This is a genomic window from Bacillus pacificus (assembly GCF_020861345.1).
Classification (GTDB): domain Bacteria; phylum Bacillota; class Bacilli; order Bacillales; family Bacillaceae_G; genus Bacillus_A; species Bacillus_A pacificus.
In genome coordinates this window covers 1,287,670-1,301,826 of record NZ_CP086328.1, presented here as the reverse complement: position 1 = coordinate 1,301,826, position 14,157 = coordinate 1,287,670, and the positions used below count along the sequence as shown (strand labels likewise).

Below are 14,157 nucleotides of genomic sequence, written 5' to 3'. Positions count from 1 at the left end.
TTCCACTAAGAAAGAGGTTTGAAGTTTATCTTCTCCCCTCTTATCTGCCAGAAAGTTTTACTTTCTGCTGGAATTAGCACCGTGCCTTTTGGCGTAAATAAACGCCCCATTTCACAATGGTATTACGGTCGGTTGCTGGGCTTCATCGGGCCAAATCCCTCCACCTGCTCTTGATAAGAGTTGTATAATTTTTTAGAATTTTTAACTTTATGTTGAAGACTATACCAAGAATAAAAATCACTTGTCAACATTTTATTTGTATAATTCTGGACGTCGATCCGCAAAAACTGGAATTCCTTTGCGTACTTCTTTAATTTTCTCGAATGTAAGCTCTCCAAATAGAATTGCTTCTTCTTCATTTGCTTCTACAACAACTTCGCCCCAAGGATCGACAATTAAAGAATGGCCAGCAAACTCATTATTTGGATCCTTCCCTGCCCTATTACATGCTACAACATAACACTGGTTTTCAACTGCTCTTGCTTGTAATAGCAAACGCCAATGTGCTAAACGAACTAATGGCCATTCAGCTACAACAAATAAAACTTTTGCACCTTTAGCAGTATGAACGCGCATCCACTCCGGAAAACGAATATCATAGCAAATTGTGCCAGCGCACTCTACATCATCTAACTTAAATTCACCAGTACGATTTCCAGCGATTAAATATTTATGTTCATCCATAAGCTGAAATAAATGCACTTTACTATATTCATGGACTAGTTCTCCTTTATTCGTTACAACATACATTGTATTTGTAACACCTCGCTCCGTTTGCTTTGCTATAGAACCACCAACAATATGTACACCATATTGTTTCGACCATTCTATCAACTTTTCTTTCGTTTCCAATCCATCCCTATCTGCAATTTCAGAGAGTCTCGTTAAATCATAACCTGTTGTCCATAGTTCTGGTAAGACGATAACATCTGGTCTTTCCTTCATCGCTTCGCTTATTTTATTTTTAGCATTCTCAATATTTTTTTCTACATCTCCAAAGACAATATCCATCTGAATACATGCGACTTTCATTTTTTCAGCCCCATTCTCATTTTTTTCTTTACAAAATACTGGAAAGATTATATCATTTGTCACTAGAATTGTAACAACTTTCAAAAGAGGTGGAAAGTATGAAATCATTTCAACCTTCTGAGATAGTAACATCATTGCCAACACAATTTTTCGCTTCACTTGTTGCAAAAGTTAACAAAGTCGTTGCAGCTGGTCACGATGTTATTAATCTAGGTCAAGGTAATCCAGATCAACCAACACCGCAGCATATCGTAAAAGCTTTGCAAGATGCTGCTGAAAAGACCATTCATCATAAATATCCGCCATTTCGCGGACACGAAAGCTTAAAAGAAGCTGTAGCAACATTCTATCAACGTGAATACGGCGTAGAATTAAATTCGAAAACTGAAGTTGCTATTTTGTTTGGTGGAAAGGCTGGATTAGTAGAATTACCAGTTTGCTTTACAAACCCTGGTGATACGATTCTCGTTCCCGATCCAGGTTATCCAGATTATTTATCAGGTGTCGCTTTAGCAAAAGCAAAATTTGAAACAATGCCACTTATTGCAGAAAATAACTTTTTACCAGATTATGCGAAAATTGATGATTCTATTGCCGAGCGTGCAAAATTAATGTTTTTAAACTATCCAAATAATCCTACAGGTGCTACTGCATCAAAAGATTTTTTTGATGAAACGATTCATTTTGCCAATAAACACAATATATTAGTTGTTCATGATTTTGCTTATGGTGCTATAGGATTCGACGGTCAAAAGCCAGTTAGTTTCTTACAAGCAGACGGTGCCAAAGATACAGGAATCGAAATTTACACATTATCGAAAACTTTTAATATGGCTGGCTGGCGCATCGCTTTTGCTGTAGGGAATGAAAGTGTGATTGAAACAATCAACCTATTACAAGATCATATGTATGTTAGCATCTTCGGTGCAGTTCAAGATGCCGCCCGCGAAGCACTATTAAGTTCACAGTCTTGCGTAATAGACCTTGTAAATAGTTACGAATCTCGACGAAACGCTCTTATTTCAGCTTGTCACTCAATTGGTTGGAATGTAAACATTCCAACAGGATCATTCTTTGCATGGCTTCCTGTTCCAAAAGGATATACTTCTGAGCAATTTTCTAATATTTTACTAGAAAAAGCACATGTCGCAGTTGCTCCTGGTGTTGGATTTGGTGAGCATGGCGAAGGGTATGTCCGTGTTGGTCTCTTACATACAGAAGATAGGTTAAGAGAAGCCATTCATCGAATTGATAAATTAAATTTTTTCAAAAAGTAATTGACAACATGAAAAATATCTGACAAAATTCAGTTATCTTAAAAATTTAAACATTTCTAAATACTTCTTATCAAGAGCAGGTGGAGGGACGAGCCCGACGAAACCCGGCAACCGATCTACAATTGTAGACACGGTGCTAATTCTCGCAGCATTACGCTGACAGATAAGGAGCTGGTTGTAAAAAAACCTCTCCTTAGCTGAGAGGTTTTTTTATTTAACTAGGAGGTTATAACAATGAGCGGAATTATAGCGACATATTTAATCCATGATGATTCACATAACTTAGAAAAAAAAGCTGAGCAAATTGCACTCGGTTTAACAATTGGCTCTTGGACTCATTTGCCACATTTATTGCAAGAACAATTAAAGCAGCATAAAGGCAACGTCATTCATGTTGAGGAATTAGCTGCACATGAACATACCAATTCGTATTTACGTAAAAAAGTGAAACGCGGAATTATTAAAATCGAATATCCGTTATTAAATTTCAGTCCAGATTTACCAGCAATTTTAACGACTACATTTGGAAAGCTATCACTTGATGGCGAAGTAAAATTAATTGACTTAACTTTTTCAGACGAATTAAAAAAACAGTTTCCTGGTCCAAAATTCGGGATAGATGGTATTCGAAATCTTTTACAAGTACATGATCGTCCCCTTTTAATGAGTATTTTTAAAGGAATGATTGGACGAAATATTGGGTATTTAAAAACGCAATTACGCGATCAAGCAATTGGTGGTGTAGATATCGTAAAAGATGATGAGATATTATTCGAAAATGCATTAACACCACTTACGAAACGCATCGTATCTGGAAAAGAAGTTTTACAATCCGTATATGAAACGTACGGACATAAAACGTTATATGCCGTAAATTTAACAGGACGAACTTTTGATTTAAAAGAAAATGCGAAACGTGCAGTGCAAGCTGGAGCTGATATTCTATTATTTAACGTATTCTCTTACGGACTAGATGTACTACAATCACTTGCAGAAGATGATGAAATCCCGCTTCCTATTATGGCACACCCTGCTGTAAGTGGTGCTTATTCCGCATCCAAGTTATATGGAGTTTCATCTCCATTATTACTCGGAAAGCTACTCCGTTATGCTGGGGCTGACTTTTCATTATTCCCATCTCCATACGGAAGTGTTGCGCTAGAAAAAGAGGAAGCTCTTGCTATCTCAAAATATTTAACTGAAGGCGATTCATTTTTCAAGAAGAGCTTTTCTGTTCCGTCTGCTGGTATTCACCCTGGTTTCGTTCCCTTTATTGTACGAGATTTCGGTAAAGATGTTGTTATTAATGCTGGTGGCGGAATACATGGACATCCAAATGGGGCGCAGGGCGGCGGTAAAGCTTTCCGTGCTGCAATTGATGCTACTTTGCAAAATAAACCACTCCATGAAGTAGATGACATAAATTTGCATAGCGCACTACAAATATGGGGAAATCCCTCTCATGAGGTGAAATTATGAGTATTCAAGTATTTTGTGATTTCGATGGCACGATTACAAATAATGATAACATTATGTCCATTATGGAAAAATTTGCACCACCAGAAGCTGAAGAAGTAAAGAATAGAATTTTATCACAAGAGCTATCTATTCAAGAAGGTGTTTCTCAATTATTTCAATTCATACCTACTAATCTGCACGATGAAATTATTCAATTTTTAATAGAGACTGCTGAAATCCGTAATGGTTTTCATGAATTTATACAATTTGTAAATAAAAATAATATTTCCTTTTATGTTATATCAGGTGGAATGGATTTCTTCGTCTATCCACTCTTACAAGGACTCATTCCGAAAGAGCAAATTTACTGTAATGAAACAGATTTTTCAAATGAATACATTACGGTGAATTGGCCTCATCCTTGTGATCATAATTGTCAAAATCATTGCGGATTATGTAAATCATCACTCATCCGTAAATTAAGTAATACAAATGACTTCCATATTGTAATCGGAGATTCAATTACTGATTTACAAGCTGCGAAACAAGCGGATAAAGTGTTCGCTCGTGACTTCCTTATTACAAAATGTGAAGAAAATCATATTTCTTATACACCATTTGAATCGTTTCACGATATTCAAAACGAATTAAAACATTTGTTGGAGGTGAAATTATGAAACAACTTTTTCGTCAATGGTATGACTTAAGCGAGATAAAAAAAGAATTAACAACACGAAATTGGTTTCCAGCAACGAGTGGTAATATTTCTATAAAGGTTAGTCATGAACCACTCACTTTTCTCATTACAGCAAGTGGTAAAGATAAAACAAAAACGACTCCAGATGATTTTCTATTAGTAGATCATCTAGGGGTTCCCGTATTAGAAACTGAATTACGTCCTTCAGCAGAAACAATCTTGCATACACATATTTATAATAATACGAATGCTGGATGCGTCCTTCATGTTCATACAACCGATAACAATGTTATCACAAATTTATATAGTGATGCAGTCACACTTCAAAATCAAGAAATTATTAAAGCTCTCGATATTTGGGAAGAAGGTGCAACAATAAACATTCCTATTATCGAAAACCATGCCCATATCCCAACGCTTGGAGAAAACTTCCGCAAGCATATACAAGGAGATTCGGGGGCAGTATTAATCCGTAACCATGGTATTACCGTATGGGGCCGAGATAGCTTTGATGCAAAGAAAAGATTAGAAGCTTATGAGTTTTTATTCCAATTTCATATAAAACTATTATCAATTCAAGGAGGCGTTTCTAATGGCGCAAATTCGTATTCATGAAATAAATACTCGCATTGAAAATGAAGTGGAAGTATCAAAATTTCTACAAGAGGAAGGCGTTTTATATGAGAAATGGAATATTTCCAAACTTCCTACTCATTTAAAAGAAAATTACTCATTAACAGATGAAAACAAAGCTGAAATATTAGCTGTGTTTTCAAAAGAAATTGCTGATGTTTCATCACGCCGAGGTTATAAAGCACATGATGTAATTTCACTTTCAAATAGCACACCTAACCTTGACGAACTATTAATTAATTTCCAAAAAGAACACCATCATACTGATGATGAAGTTCGCTTTATTGTTAGTGGTCATGGCATCTTTGCCATTGAAGGAAAAGATGGGACATTCTTTGACGTTGAACTTGAGCCAGGCGATCTCATATCTGTTCCTGAAAATGCAAGACATTATTTTACCTTGCAAGATGATCGTCAAGTTGTAGCTATTCGTATTTTTGTTACAACTGAAGGCTGGGTTCCAATCTATTAAGGTAGTTAGTTGAATAAAAGGCCTTGGACCCCCTTTTCCAACCTTTTATTCACTCTACATATATACATCCTCCTATGGAACAGGCTTATTTCATTTTGAAATAAGCCTGATTTTTTATGGTTCTAACCGTATTATTCCTTCTTTTCAGTACAATCTCTCCCTTCAATTTTTCAAGTATATTTATTAATACTTTTTGAACATTTATTGAACTTTTTTTGAACTTTTTCTGAAAATTCTGTTTTATATATGATATACTACAATTAACTAAGAAGGAAAAGAAAATCGCAAACAGAGGGGGAGAATCATGAGTTTACTTATCGCACTTATACTAGGGGTTACGTGTGGAGCACTTCCTATTATTCTAGGAGCTATTATGGAAGAGTTAGAAGTTGGTGTTTTAGGTTTTGTTGCATCTTGTGTAAGCGCTTTACTTTTTGGTTTATTCGGTGCTATTCCTGTTTCAATTCTCTGTGCATTTTATATAGTACGCCATGCTCGTACAAAACAATTTGGTCCTAATCACATCGCGCAAGTGATTCCATTCCCAATCGAACGATGCCGCCGGGCTTCTAGCTTATAATTACAAAATTAAAAATAAAAGTCCTCAAATGAGGACTTTTATTTATTTTCTTCTAGAAATTGAAACAATTCTTGTAGATGCAAAGCGTCTTCACTATAGCTAACAGATACATGATATATACCATCAATCTCCGCTTCCATGTAAAGGTCAACTCCATCTCGATCATATTTCAATGCCAAATAAAATTCCATTTCTTCTAGCATCTTTTTTGAAGTTCGAATAACGTAATGCCCTTTCTCATCTCTTCCATATTCGAAATTCGGTTCAAAATCATATTTTTGTTTAAAAGCTTCTTTTTGTTTTTCATTAATTTGTATACATGTTGCTCTTTGTACAGTATCAATCATCTCATCAAATTTTTGAAGATCCATCTCATTTACCCCCTTACGTATTTTTTGTATAACACTTGTGTTCCGCTATTTTCTTCCCCATCTTTTATTAGCTCTTCATACAATTCCTTCGCCAAACTTAAACCTGGTACTTGTAATTGTAATCTTTCAGCCTCATCTAACGCGATCTTCATATCTTTCATAAAATGCTTTACATAAAAACCTGGTTCAAAATCTCCCTTTAACATTCGAGGAGCTAAATTACTTAATGACCAGCTACCTGCTGCTCCCGTTGAAATACTCTCCAATACTTTATCAGGATCTAATCCAGCCTTTTTCGCATAAGCAACAGCTTCACATACTCCAATCATGTTGGAAGCAATCGCAATTTGATTGCACATTTTTGTATGTTGTCCACTTCCAGCAGGCCCTTGCAACTGAATATTTGTTCCTAGTTTTTCAAATAACGGTAAACATCTATCATATATTTCTTTCTCTCCACCGACCATAATTGCGAGTCTTGCTTCTTTCGCACCAACGTCTCCTCCAGATACAGGTGCATCTAACGTATATACATTCTTACTTTTTCCAGTTTCATTAATACGTTTTGCCAATGTTGGTGTAGATGTCGTGAAATCAATTGCGATTGTGCCTTCATTTGCATTCTCCAAAATTCCATCTATCCCAAAGTACACTTCTTCTACATCATGTGGATACCCAACCATAGTCATTACAACATCAACTTGCTTTACTAACTCTTTCGGTGTATCACACCAATTTGCACCATCTTGCACTAAAGAGTCTGTTTTCGATTTTGTTCTATTATATACATATACTGTATGACCGTCTTGCATTAAATGACGCACCATACTTTTTCCCATTACACCAATACCAATGAAACCAATTGATACATTTTTATGTTTCATTTTCTCATCCCCTTTGTTCTAATAAATCACTTACCATCTTTCGGAAATCTTTATTAAAGTCATCATCCATACTATTTTTCACGTTTGAAAATAAAATAACAAAAGTCCCTTTTTCTTTATTAAAATTATTGAAAGTATTCCACCCAGATAGTACACCATGGTTATGAAAATAATCCGGATATATGTAAAAACTAAATGCATATTTTCGTTCTGTTGAAGGTGAAAACATCGCTTGTATACTTTGTTCAGAAAGAAGTTTCCCATTTATAATTGCTTCGTCTAATTTCTTCATATCTCCAACTGTCGTATACATCTCACCACAACCATATAGCCAATCCATGCCTACCTTCTGCGCTGGTACAAGCTCTTGATTTTTTTTCACATAACCCTTTGTGAAATTTTTATCTCCAGGTACCATATTTCCCATACCAGATTCATGCATATCTGCTTTTATAAATATATTTTCTTTTATGTAATCTCCTAAAGGTTTTTTCGATATATGTTCTATTATATAGGCAAGCACCATATAATTATAATCTGTATATCTCCAACCTGTTCCTGCAGGAAATTCTAAATTTTGACGTCCAATCCAATTCATTAACTGTAAACGGGAGGCAGCATTAACATTGCCTTTTGCGTGTTCAGGTAAACCAGAGGTATGCGTTAATAAATGATATAACGTAATATTTTTATTCTCCGGAAATGAAGGAATATATTTATTTACATTATCTTGAATATTTAGCTTCCCTTGATCCTGCAGTTGTAAAATAGATGTAGCCACAACTGTTTTCGTAATAGAACCGATACGATATTTTGTGTGAGGCGTATTTTCTATTTTATTTTGAACATCAGCATACCCATATCCTTTATTCAATATAACATGCTCTTTATCTGTTACCAAAACTGTTCCATTGAATTGCTTTCCGACTAAATATTGATCTAATTTTTGAGATATGCTAGCATAATCAATTTGCTTTTCTTTTTTTTCTTCTTCTATATTCTCTTGTACTTCTGATTCAACAGCAGGATTCACCTTAGTTGTTAATTCTTTACTTTCCTTTATATTAGGATTATAGAGAAAATAGTATACTCCTCCACAAACTACAGCACATATTGAAACTATCATCATTATTTTTTTCATCATATTGTTCCTCCATAATTCCTTCGTTCAAAATCCCCCCTACACTCTATTATCAAGTAATAAAAAAAAATCGCAACAATTTGTTGCGAAAAATCACTTTTTTTCTTTTCTATATACACACACTTGATTTTTCCCATTTTTTTTCGCTTCATATAATGCAATATCCGCTCGTTGCATTAATTCTTCTCTTGTAATCCCTTTTTCATATAATGCAACTCCAAAGCTCGCTGTTAATTTCGAAATTCCTGAGAATTGCTTTGTTTCAATGAAAAATCGTAATGATTCCGCAACTTGAAATGCTTCTTTTTCTACCGTATTCGTTACTAAAATAATAAATTCTTCTCCTCCCCACCTAGCAAATACATGTTGCTGCTCCACTTTAGATTTCATGAGCTCTGCAAGCTCAATTAATGCTAAGTCACCAAAATCATGGCCATACGTGTCATTTACTGCTTTAAAATTATCTATATCAAATAAAATAAGTGCTATGTTTTCATTATTACGCATCGCATTATCCCATTCTGCCTCGAGTATTTGTTGGAATTTCAAACGATTATAAATCTCTGTTAACGAATCTATCATAGCAAGTCTTTCTTGTTCTTGATAGATTTCATCTAATTCGGTAATCTCTGTACACTTCACAATAAATCTTGATAAATCTTCTGGCAATGGTGTCGCACGCAATAAAAAAGTTGATACTTCCCCTTCATAGTTGGACATCTTAATTCTTCTATCATATGATAATGTATCATCTAACCATGTTATATCATGAGTTGTTGAATAGTATCCATTTTCTCTAATAAGATGTTCAGCAAATACTAAATGTTGCTCACGATACGCAAACAAATTTTCATATCCGAAAAACTCTAAAAAATTTGTATTACAATCAACAATCTCATCGTCTTCTACTATAAATAATAGATCATTTCGAAAATCAAACATCGTTTGAAGTAGTTCTTGTTGCAAACTTACTTGCCGCACTAAAGAAAGCTGATATAAACTTTTATTTACTTCCTCTAACACCATTTGTGGAGTCACAGGGGCTATCACAATATTACGTATTCCTAACGTAAGCACCTCTGCAAACTCGCTTGTTATTTGTTGATCCCAAATGACAATAAATGTACTCTGTGGATTATACATATTCTTTATATATTTTATTTGAGAAAAATCTGTTACATACATAATTACAATATGTGGTTTAGTCCTCTGAAATAATACTTCGCCTTCTTCAAAACTATTTGCTATAAACATACATTTTGGATGGATATTTTCTATCGTTTGTTGATGCGTGCATCCATTTTCTATATAAAGGACATTTAACTGAAGATCTTGTAATACATTTTGGAAAACCGTATTTTCTAATAAAAAATGTAGTATGTTCATCACTAGTCTTCACTCACTTCATATATCTTGTTCTACAGAATTCCTCACAAACATTTTATAAAAAACTGTTCTCTAAAAACTTTAATGAGTGAGGGATACATGTTAACAAGCTAATTGAGAATGTTCTCTTCATTTTTCACTCTATAAATTCCTTTTTTAGTGTATGATTATAGGAATTGTATCGTTTGTATGAATGCCCTAGCTTCCGCTTTAAAACTTGACAATTAAAATAAAGATATTATATTCTTAAATTCGATAACTTACAAAATGTAAGTAGAATATATTACATTTGTTTTTTTCATAATTTGATATGTAATTTGGAGGATATATAATGACAAACGAAAACTTTTTTAATGTTCTATATGAACGCACATCTACACGTGCATTCAACCCAGAGAAAGAAATTTCATCTACAGAGTTACACGAGATTTTAAAGGGAGCTGCTCAAGCACCTTCTGCTTGGAACTTACAGCACTGGAAATTCCTCGTATTCCAAGGTGAAGATGTACAGAAACGATTACATCCAATTGCTTATAACCAACAACAAATTCTTGATGCTTCTGCTGTAGTCGCTATTTTAGGTGATTTAGAAGCTTATAAAAATGTTGAACAAGTTTATGGTCCAATTGTAGAACAAGGATTTATGAAAGAAGAAGCAAAAGAGCGCTTAGCTAAAAATATTGAGTCTGCATATGCACGTGAGCAATTCCCAAGAGATGCAGCCTTTTCAAATGCATCTTTAGCAGCAATGCAACTTATGCTTGCAGCTAAAGCAACTGGCTGGGATACTTGTGCGATTGGTGGTTTCAACCCACAAGCACTTACAGAAGAATTCAATGTTTCATCTCGCTACGTACCAATTATGCTTATTACAATTGGTGAATCAACTTTAAAAGGCCACCCTGCACCACGAATGAGCGTAGAACAAGTGAGTGAATGGGCAAAATAATAAAGTGAAACTTGAATCAATGTGAGGGTCTTACTGCCCTTTCATACGAATAAAAAAGAAACGAAGGTAATTTCATTACCTTCGTTTCTTTTTTATTCTGTCACACATCCGTAATACTAAAATGTATGATTCGACATCCGCACATAAAAACAGTAAATTTCATGCTATTCGCATACACATAAATGACGTTTTGTGTCGAATTTTGTTAAAGTATCGAAATATAACCGTGTGTTTTTGTTACAATTATGATACAATGATAACAAATAGATAACAAGAGAGGGATTTTCATTGAGTTCATACGGAAGCTTTATTGCACTTTTATGTTACATAGTAACTGTACTGCTTCTATATTTTATTGGCGATGCTGCAAACATTTCAGTTTTACAATTCCCAAAAGAAGAAGCATTCCACTTAGAATCAGAAAAACATACTGCACGATCCATTGTACCGCTACTGTTAGCTCTTCCTGTATATATCATCGTTTTATATAAAAGCAAAAAAGTGTAAAGGCTACCTATTTCATTCATTTCGGTGGTCTTTGCACTTTTTTGTGATATCTATCCTATTTTAAACATCATTCCGTAATAAACACCCAGCTAGTCTTTTAAAATGAGAAATTCCCCTAGAAAAAATTCCACTCTCTGTCCAGTCACTCACTACCGAACTTACATAGATTATAAGTGTGAAGGGGGTGATGAGGATTATGTTTGGATCATTTGGATGCTGTGATAACTTTAGAGACTGTCATCATCATGAAAGAGAGTGCAGACATCATGAGAAAGAGAAAGAGAGAGAAGTAGTTAGACCACAACAACCAGCTGTATGTAACGTACTTGCTAATATTTCAGTTGGAACAGAGCTTTCTCTTTTAAGCATTAGAGGTAATGGCACTTTCAACAATGTAATTTTTGAAGGTTTCGCTAACGGTGTTGCTCTTTTCTCTGCTTTAGCTCGTAATAACAAAGACAACAAAGATAACAATAAAGACGATAAGAACAATCAAAACCGTAATACTTTTACTGGTATTTTACGTGTATGCCCAACTGATATCGTTGCTATCGCTATCTAATTCTGTTCCTTATCCTCTATAGTAAAAAAATAAGATTTACTTTTCTCATAGAAAAAACCTGAGACCGATTTCAAATCGACTCAGGTTTTTTTATTGATTATATGCTTTTAACGAGTTCAACAACTTCTTCAGCAGTTGACATCATTAATGCTTTTTCTGCTAATGTTTCCATTTCTGCTTTTGACAACTTGCTTAGTTGTGTTCTTGCAGGAAGAATAGATGTTGCACTCATACTGAACTCATCTAAACCTAATCCTAATAATAATGGGATAGCAAGTGAATCGCCCGCCATCTCACCACACATACCAGCCCATTTGCCTTCTTTATGAGCAGCATCGATAACCATTTTTACAAGACGTAAAATAGATGGGTTATATGGTTGGTATAAGTAAGATACTTGTTCGTTCATACGGTCTGCAGCCATTGTGTATTGAATTAAGTCGTTTGTTCCGATAGAGAAGAAATCAACTTCTTTTGCGAATTGATCTGCTAATACTGCTGAAGCTGGAATTTCAACCATCATACCAACTTCAATAGAATCAGAAACAGTTGTACCCGCTTCTACAAGTTTTGCTTTTTCTTCTAATAAGATTGCTTTCGCTTGACGGAACTCATCAAGAGTTGCAATCATTGGGAACATAATTTTTAAGTTACCATATACGCTAGCACGAAGTAATGCACGAAGTTGTGTACGGAACACATCTTGCTCATCAAGACATAAGCGAATTGCACGGTATCCTAAGAATGGGTTCATTTCTTTTGGTAAATGTAAGTATGGAAGCTCTTTATCTCCACCGATGTCAAGTGTACGAACAACAACAGGTTGACCTTCTTTTACACCTTCAAGAACTGCTTTATATGCTTCGAACTGCTCTTCTTCTGTTGGAAGATTGTCACGGCCCATGTATAAGAATTCTGTACGGTATAAACCAACGCCTTCTCCGCCATTATCGATAATACCTTGTACATCATTTGGTGTTCCGATATTTGCAACAAGCTCAACGTGATGTCCATCACTTGTTACAGTAGCTTGGTCTTTTAATTTTGCCCATTCAGCTTTTTGCTCTTCAAATTTCGCTTTCTTTTCTTCAAACGAGCGAAGAGTTTCTTCTGATGGATTAACAATTACTTCTCCATCTAAACCATCGATGATTACGATATCGCCATTTTGGATTTTCTCCATAACAACTTTCGTACCAACAACAGCTGGAATTTCCATAGAGCGAGCCATAATCGCAGAGTGAGATGTACGTCCACCGATATCAGTTGTAAAACCTTTTGCATACTTACGGTTTAACTGAGCCGTATCAGATGGTGTTAAATCTTCAGCAATAATGATTACTTCTTCAGAAATTGTACCAGGATTTGAGAAGTTAATGCCTAGTAAATGTGCAAGAACACGTTTTGTTACGTCACGAATGTCCGCAGCACGTTCTTTCATATATTCGTTATCCATGTTTTCAAACATAGAAATAAACATTGATGCAACTTCATCCATTGCAAATTCAGCATTTACTTTTTCACTATTTACTTTATCTTTTACTGGGTTTACTAGTTCTGGATCATTTAACACTAATAAATGTGCTTCAAAGATCGCAGCTTTGTCAGCACCTAGCTCAGCAAAAGCGTGGTCCTTAATAGCTTCTAATTCAGTTTTTGCTTTCTCAAGCGCAGCTTCTAAGCGTGCAATTTCTGCAGCTTCGTTTGTAATTGATTTCTTTTCGATGTTAAATTCAGGATTTTCAAGTCTGAAAGCCTTTGCAATAGCAATCCCACTTGATGCAGCGATCCCTTGAATGTTAAGAGTCATTATTCTCCTAATCCTTCGTTTTTCATAGTTTCTTCGATAGCTGCTAGTGCTTGAGCTGCATCATCACCATTTGCAGTGATTTTAATTTCCGCGCCTTGTTGAATACCTAAAGACATAACGCCCATGATTGATTTTAAGTTAACGTTCTTTCCGTTATACTCTAAGTTAATGTCAGAACCAAATTTGCTTGCAGTGTTTACAAGTAGAGTTGCTGGACGAGCATGAATTCCTGAGTCGCTAGTTACTTTAAAGATTTTTTCCATGATAATTTATCTCCTTTAAATTACAGTATTTTTTAGTTGTATAGACGTGAGTACTACATCATCTATTGTATATAATAGGCGATGTTCGGTCAACCACATCGCCTATTATAATTATAAACATTTTGCGTCAAATTC

General features: G+C 34.9%; 16 protein-coding genes and 2 riboswitches. Of the genes, 9 read left to right on the top strand and 7 right to left on the bottom strand.

Annotated features, from left to right (window positions below; all coding sequences use genetic code 11):
• Positions 1-37 precede the first annotated feature (37 nt).
• A riboswitch (SAM riboswitch) is annotated at positions 38-180 on the bottom strand.
• A 72-nt stretch (positions 181-252) separates the two neighbouring features.
• The gene (locus LMD38_RS06915; protein ID WP_228920358.1) at positions 253-1,116 is read right to left on the bottom strand and encodes a carbon-nitrogen family hydrolase; all 864 of its coding nucleotides are present in this window, start codon (positions 1,114-1,116) and stop codon (positions 253-255) included.
• Between the two features lie 14 nt (positions 1,117-1,130).
• On the opposite strand from LMD38_RS06915, the gene LMD38_RS06910 reads away from it, so the two are divergent.
• The 6 genes from LMD38_RS06910 (at position 1,131) to LMD38_RS06885 (ending at position 6,149) form a co-directional block, all read left to right on the top strand.
• Positions 1,131-2,309: a pyridoxal phosphate-dependent aminotransferase gene (locus LMD38_RS06910; protein WP_016718413.1), complete on the top strand. Its 1,179-nt coding sequence runs from the start codon at positions 1,131-1,133 to the stop codon at positions 2,307-2,309.
• Between the two features lie 64 nt (positions 2,310-2,373).
• Positions 2,374-2,479: riboswitch (SAM riboswitch) on the top strand.
• Between the two features lie 64 nt (positions 2,480-2,543).
• Positions 2,544-3,788: a 2,3-diketo-5-methylthiopentyl-1-phosphate enolase gene (gene mtnW / locus LMD38_RS06905; protein WP_000014177.1), complete on the top strand. Its 1,245-nt coding sequence runs from the start codon at positions 2,544-2,546 to the stop codon at positions 3,786-3,788.
• Positions 3,785-4,444, top strand: coding sequence for a 2-hydroxy-3-keto-5-methylthiopentenyl-1-phosphate phosphatase (gene mtnX / locus LMD38_RS06900; RefSeq protein ID WP_062821077.1), 660 nt, complete (start codon positions 3,785-3,787; stop codon positions 4,442-4,444). Before mtnW ends, mtnX begins: the two co-directional genes overlap by 4 nt.
• Positions 4,441-5,079, top strand: coding sequence for a methylthioribulose 1-phosphate dehydratase (locus LMD38_RS06895; RefSeq protein WP_000811331.1), 639 nt, complete (start codon positions 4,441-4,443; stop codon positions 5,077-5,079). The genes mtnX and LMD38_RS06895 overlap by 4 nt, the downstream gene beginning before the upstream one ends.
• Entirely contained in the window at positions 5,057-5,569 is a 513-nt protein-coding gene (locus LMD38_RS06890) for a 1,2-dihydroxy-3-keto-5-methylthiopentene dioxygenase (RefSeq protein ID WP_000057307.1), read from the top strand. The genes LMD38_RS06895 and LMD38_RS06890 overlap by 23 nt, the downstream gene beginning before the upstream one ends.
• A gap of 304 nt (positions 5,570-5,873) precedes the next feature.
• Positions 5,874-6,149, top strand: coding sequence for a hypothetical protein (locus LMD38_RS06885; RefSeq protein ID WP_000054670.1), 276 nt, complete (start codon positions 5,874-5,876; stop codon positions 6,147-6,149).
• Between the two features lie 38 nt (positions 6,150-6,187).
• Here LMD38_RS06885 and LMD38_RS06880 read toward each other — a convergent pair whose 3' ends face one another.
• The 4 genes from LMD38_RS06880 to LMD38_RS06865 form a co-directional block, all read right to left on the bottom strand.
• Complete coding sequence (locus LMD38_RS06880) at positions 6,188-6,520, bottom strand: DUF3909 family protein (protein WP_000365614.1); 333 nt, start codon at positions 6,518-6,520, stop codon at positions 6,188-6,190.
• Between the two features lie 5 nt (positions 6,521-6,525).
• Positions 6,526-7,404 carry an NAD(P)-dependent oxidoreductase gene (locus LMD38_RS06875; RefSeq protein WP_000681096.1) on the bottom strand — a complete coding sequence of 293 codons (879 nt, stop codon included), beginning with the start codon at positions 7,402-7,404 and terminating at the stop codon, positions 6,526-6,528.
• 4 nt (positions 7,405-7,408) lie between these two features.
• On the bottom strand, positions 7,409-8,548 hold the full coding sequence (locus tag LMD38_RS06870; protein ID WP_000976136.1) for a serine hydrolase domain-containing protein: 1,140 nt from the start codon (positions 8,546-8,548) through the stop codon (positions 7,409-7,411).
• 90 nt (positions 8,549-8,638) lie between these two features.
• A complete protein-coding gene (locus tag LMD38_RS06865) occupies positions 8,639-9,931 on the bottom strand; it encodes a GGDEF domain-containing protein (RefSeq protein WP_001023204.1) in 1,293 nt (430 codons plus the stop codon).
• Positions 9,932-10,262: 331 nt separating this feature from the next.
• On the opposite strand from LMD38_RS06865, the gene LMD38_RS06860 reads away from it, so the two are divergent.
• The 3 genes from LMD38_RS06860 (at position 10,263) to LMD38_RS06850 (ending at position 11,949) form a co-directional block, all read left to right on the top strand.
• Positions 10,263-10,880 (top strand): nitroreductase family protein, encoded by a 618-nt coding sequence (locus LMD38_RS06860; protein WP_000180605.1) that lies wholly within the window; start codon positions 10,263-10,265, stop codon positions 10,878-10,880.
• A gap of 288 nt (positions 10,881-11,168) precedes the next feature.
• Positions 11,169-11,387 carry a hypothetical protein gene (locus LMD38_RS06855; protein WP_000100486.1) on the top strand — a complete coding sequence of 73 codons (219 nt, stop codon included), beginning with the start codon at positions 11,169-11,171 and terminating at the stop codon, positions 11,385-11,387.
• Positions 11,388-11,583: 196 nt separating this feature from the next.
• Positions 11,584-11,949: a DUF3915 domain-containing protein gene (locus LMD38_RS06850; protein ID WP_000468015.1), complete on the top strand. Its 366-nt coding sequence runs from the start codon at positions 11,584-11,586 to the stop codon at positions 11,947-11,949.
• Positions 11,950-12,046: 97 nt separating this feature from the next.
• Here LMD38_RS06850 and ptsP read toward each other — a convergent pair whose 3' ends face one another.
• Positions 12,047-13,759 (bottom strand): phosphoenolpyruvate--protein phosphotransferase, encoded by a 1,713-nt coding sequence (gene ptsP / locus LMD38_RS06845; protein ID WP_000174221.1) that lies wholly within the window; start codon positions 13,757-13,759, stop codon positions 12,047-12,049.
• Positions 13,759-14,022, bottom strand: coding sequence for a phosphocarrier protein HPr (gene ptsH / locus LMD38_RS06840; protein ID WP_000411079.1), 264 nt, complete (start codon positions 14,020-14,022; stop codon positions 13,759-13,761). The genes ptsP and ptsH overlap by 1 nt, the downstream gene beginning before the upstream one ends.
• Between the last annotated feature and the right edge of the window lie 135 nt (positions 14,023-14,157).

Excerpts from the sequence above, each read along its gene's own strand:
- LMD38_RS06910 (WP_016718413.1), top strand. The coding sequence starts at position 1,131 with ATGAAATCATTTCAACCTTCTGAGATAGTAACATCATTGCCAACACAA.
- mtnW (WP_000014177.1), top strand. The coding sequence starts at position 2,544 with ATGAGCGGAATTATAGCGACATATTTAATCCATGATGATTCACATAAC.
- mtnX (WP_062821077.1), top strand. The coding sequence starts at position 3,785 with ATGAGTATTCAAGTATTTTGTGATTTCGATGGCACGATTACAAATAAT.
- LMD38_RS06895 (WP_000811331.1), top strand. The coding sequence starts at position 4,441 with ATGAAACAACTTTTTCGTCAATGGTATGACTTAAGCGAGATAAAAAAA.
- LMD38_RS06890 (WP_000057307.1), top strand. The coding sequence starts at position 5,057 with ATGGCGCAAATTCGTATTCATGAAATAAATACTCGCATTGAAAATGAA.
- LMD38_RS06885 (WP_000054670.1), top strand. The coding sequence starts at position 5,874 with ATGAGTTTACTTATCGCACTTATACTAGGGGTTACGTGTGGAGCACTT.
- LMD38_RS06880 (WP_000365614.1), bottom strand. The coding sequence starts at position 6,520 with ATGGATCTTCAAAAATTTGATGAGATGATTGATACTGTACAAAGAGCA.
- LMD38_RS06875 (WP_000681096.1), bottom strand. The coding sequence starts at position 7,404 with ATGAAACATAAAAATGTATCAATTGGTTTCATTGGTATTGGTGTAATG.
- LMD38_RS06870 (WP_000976136.1), bottom strand. The coding sequence starts at position 8,548 with ATGATGAAAAAAATAATGATGATAGTTTCAATATGTGCTGTAGTTTGT.
- LMD38_RS06865 (WP_001023204.1), bottom strand. The coding sequence starts at position 9,931 with ATGAACATACTACATTTTTTATTAGAAAATACGGTTTTCCAAAATGTA.
- LMD38_RS06860 (WP_000180605.1), top strand. The coding sequence starts at position 10,263 with ATGACAAACGAAAACTTTTTTAATGTTCTATATGAACGCACATCTACA.
- LMD38_RS06850 (WP_000468015.1), top strand. The coding sequence starts at position 11,584 with ATGTTTGGATCATTTGGATGCTGTGATAACTTTAGAGACTGTCATCAT.
- ptsP (WP_000174221.1), bottom strand. The coding sequence starts at position 13,759 with ATGACTCTTAACATTCAAGGGATCGCTGCATCAAGTGGGATTGCTATT.
- ptsH (WP_000411079.1), bottom strand. The coding sequence starts at position 14,022 with ATGGAAAAAATCTTTAAAGTAACTAGCGACTCAGGAATTCATGCTCGT.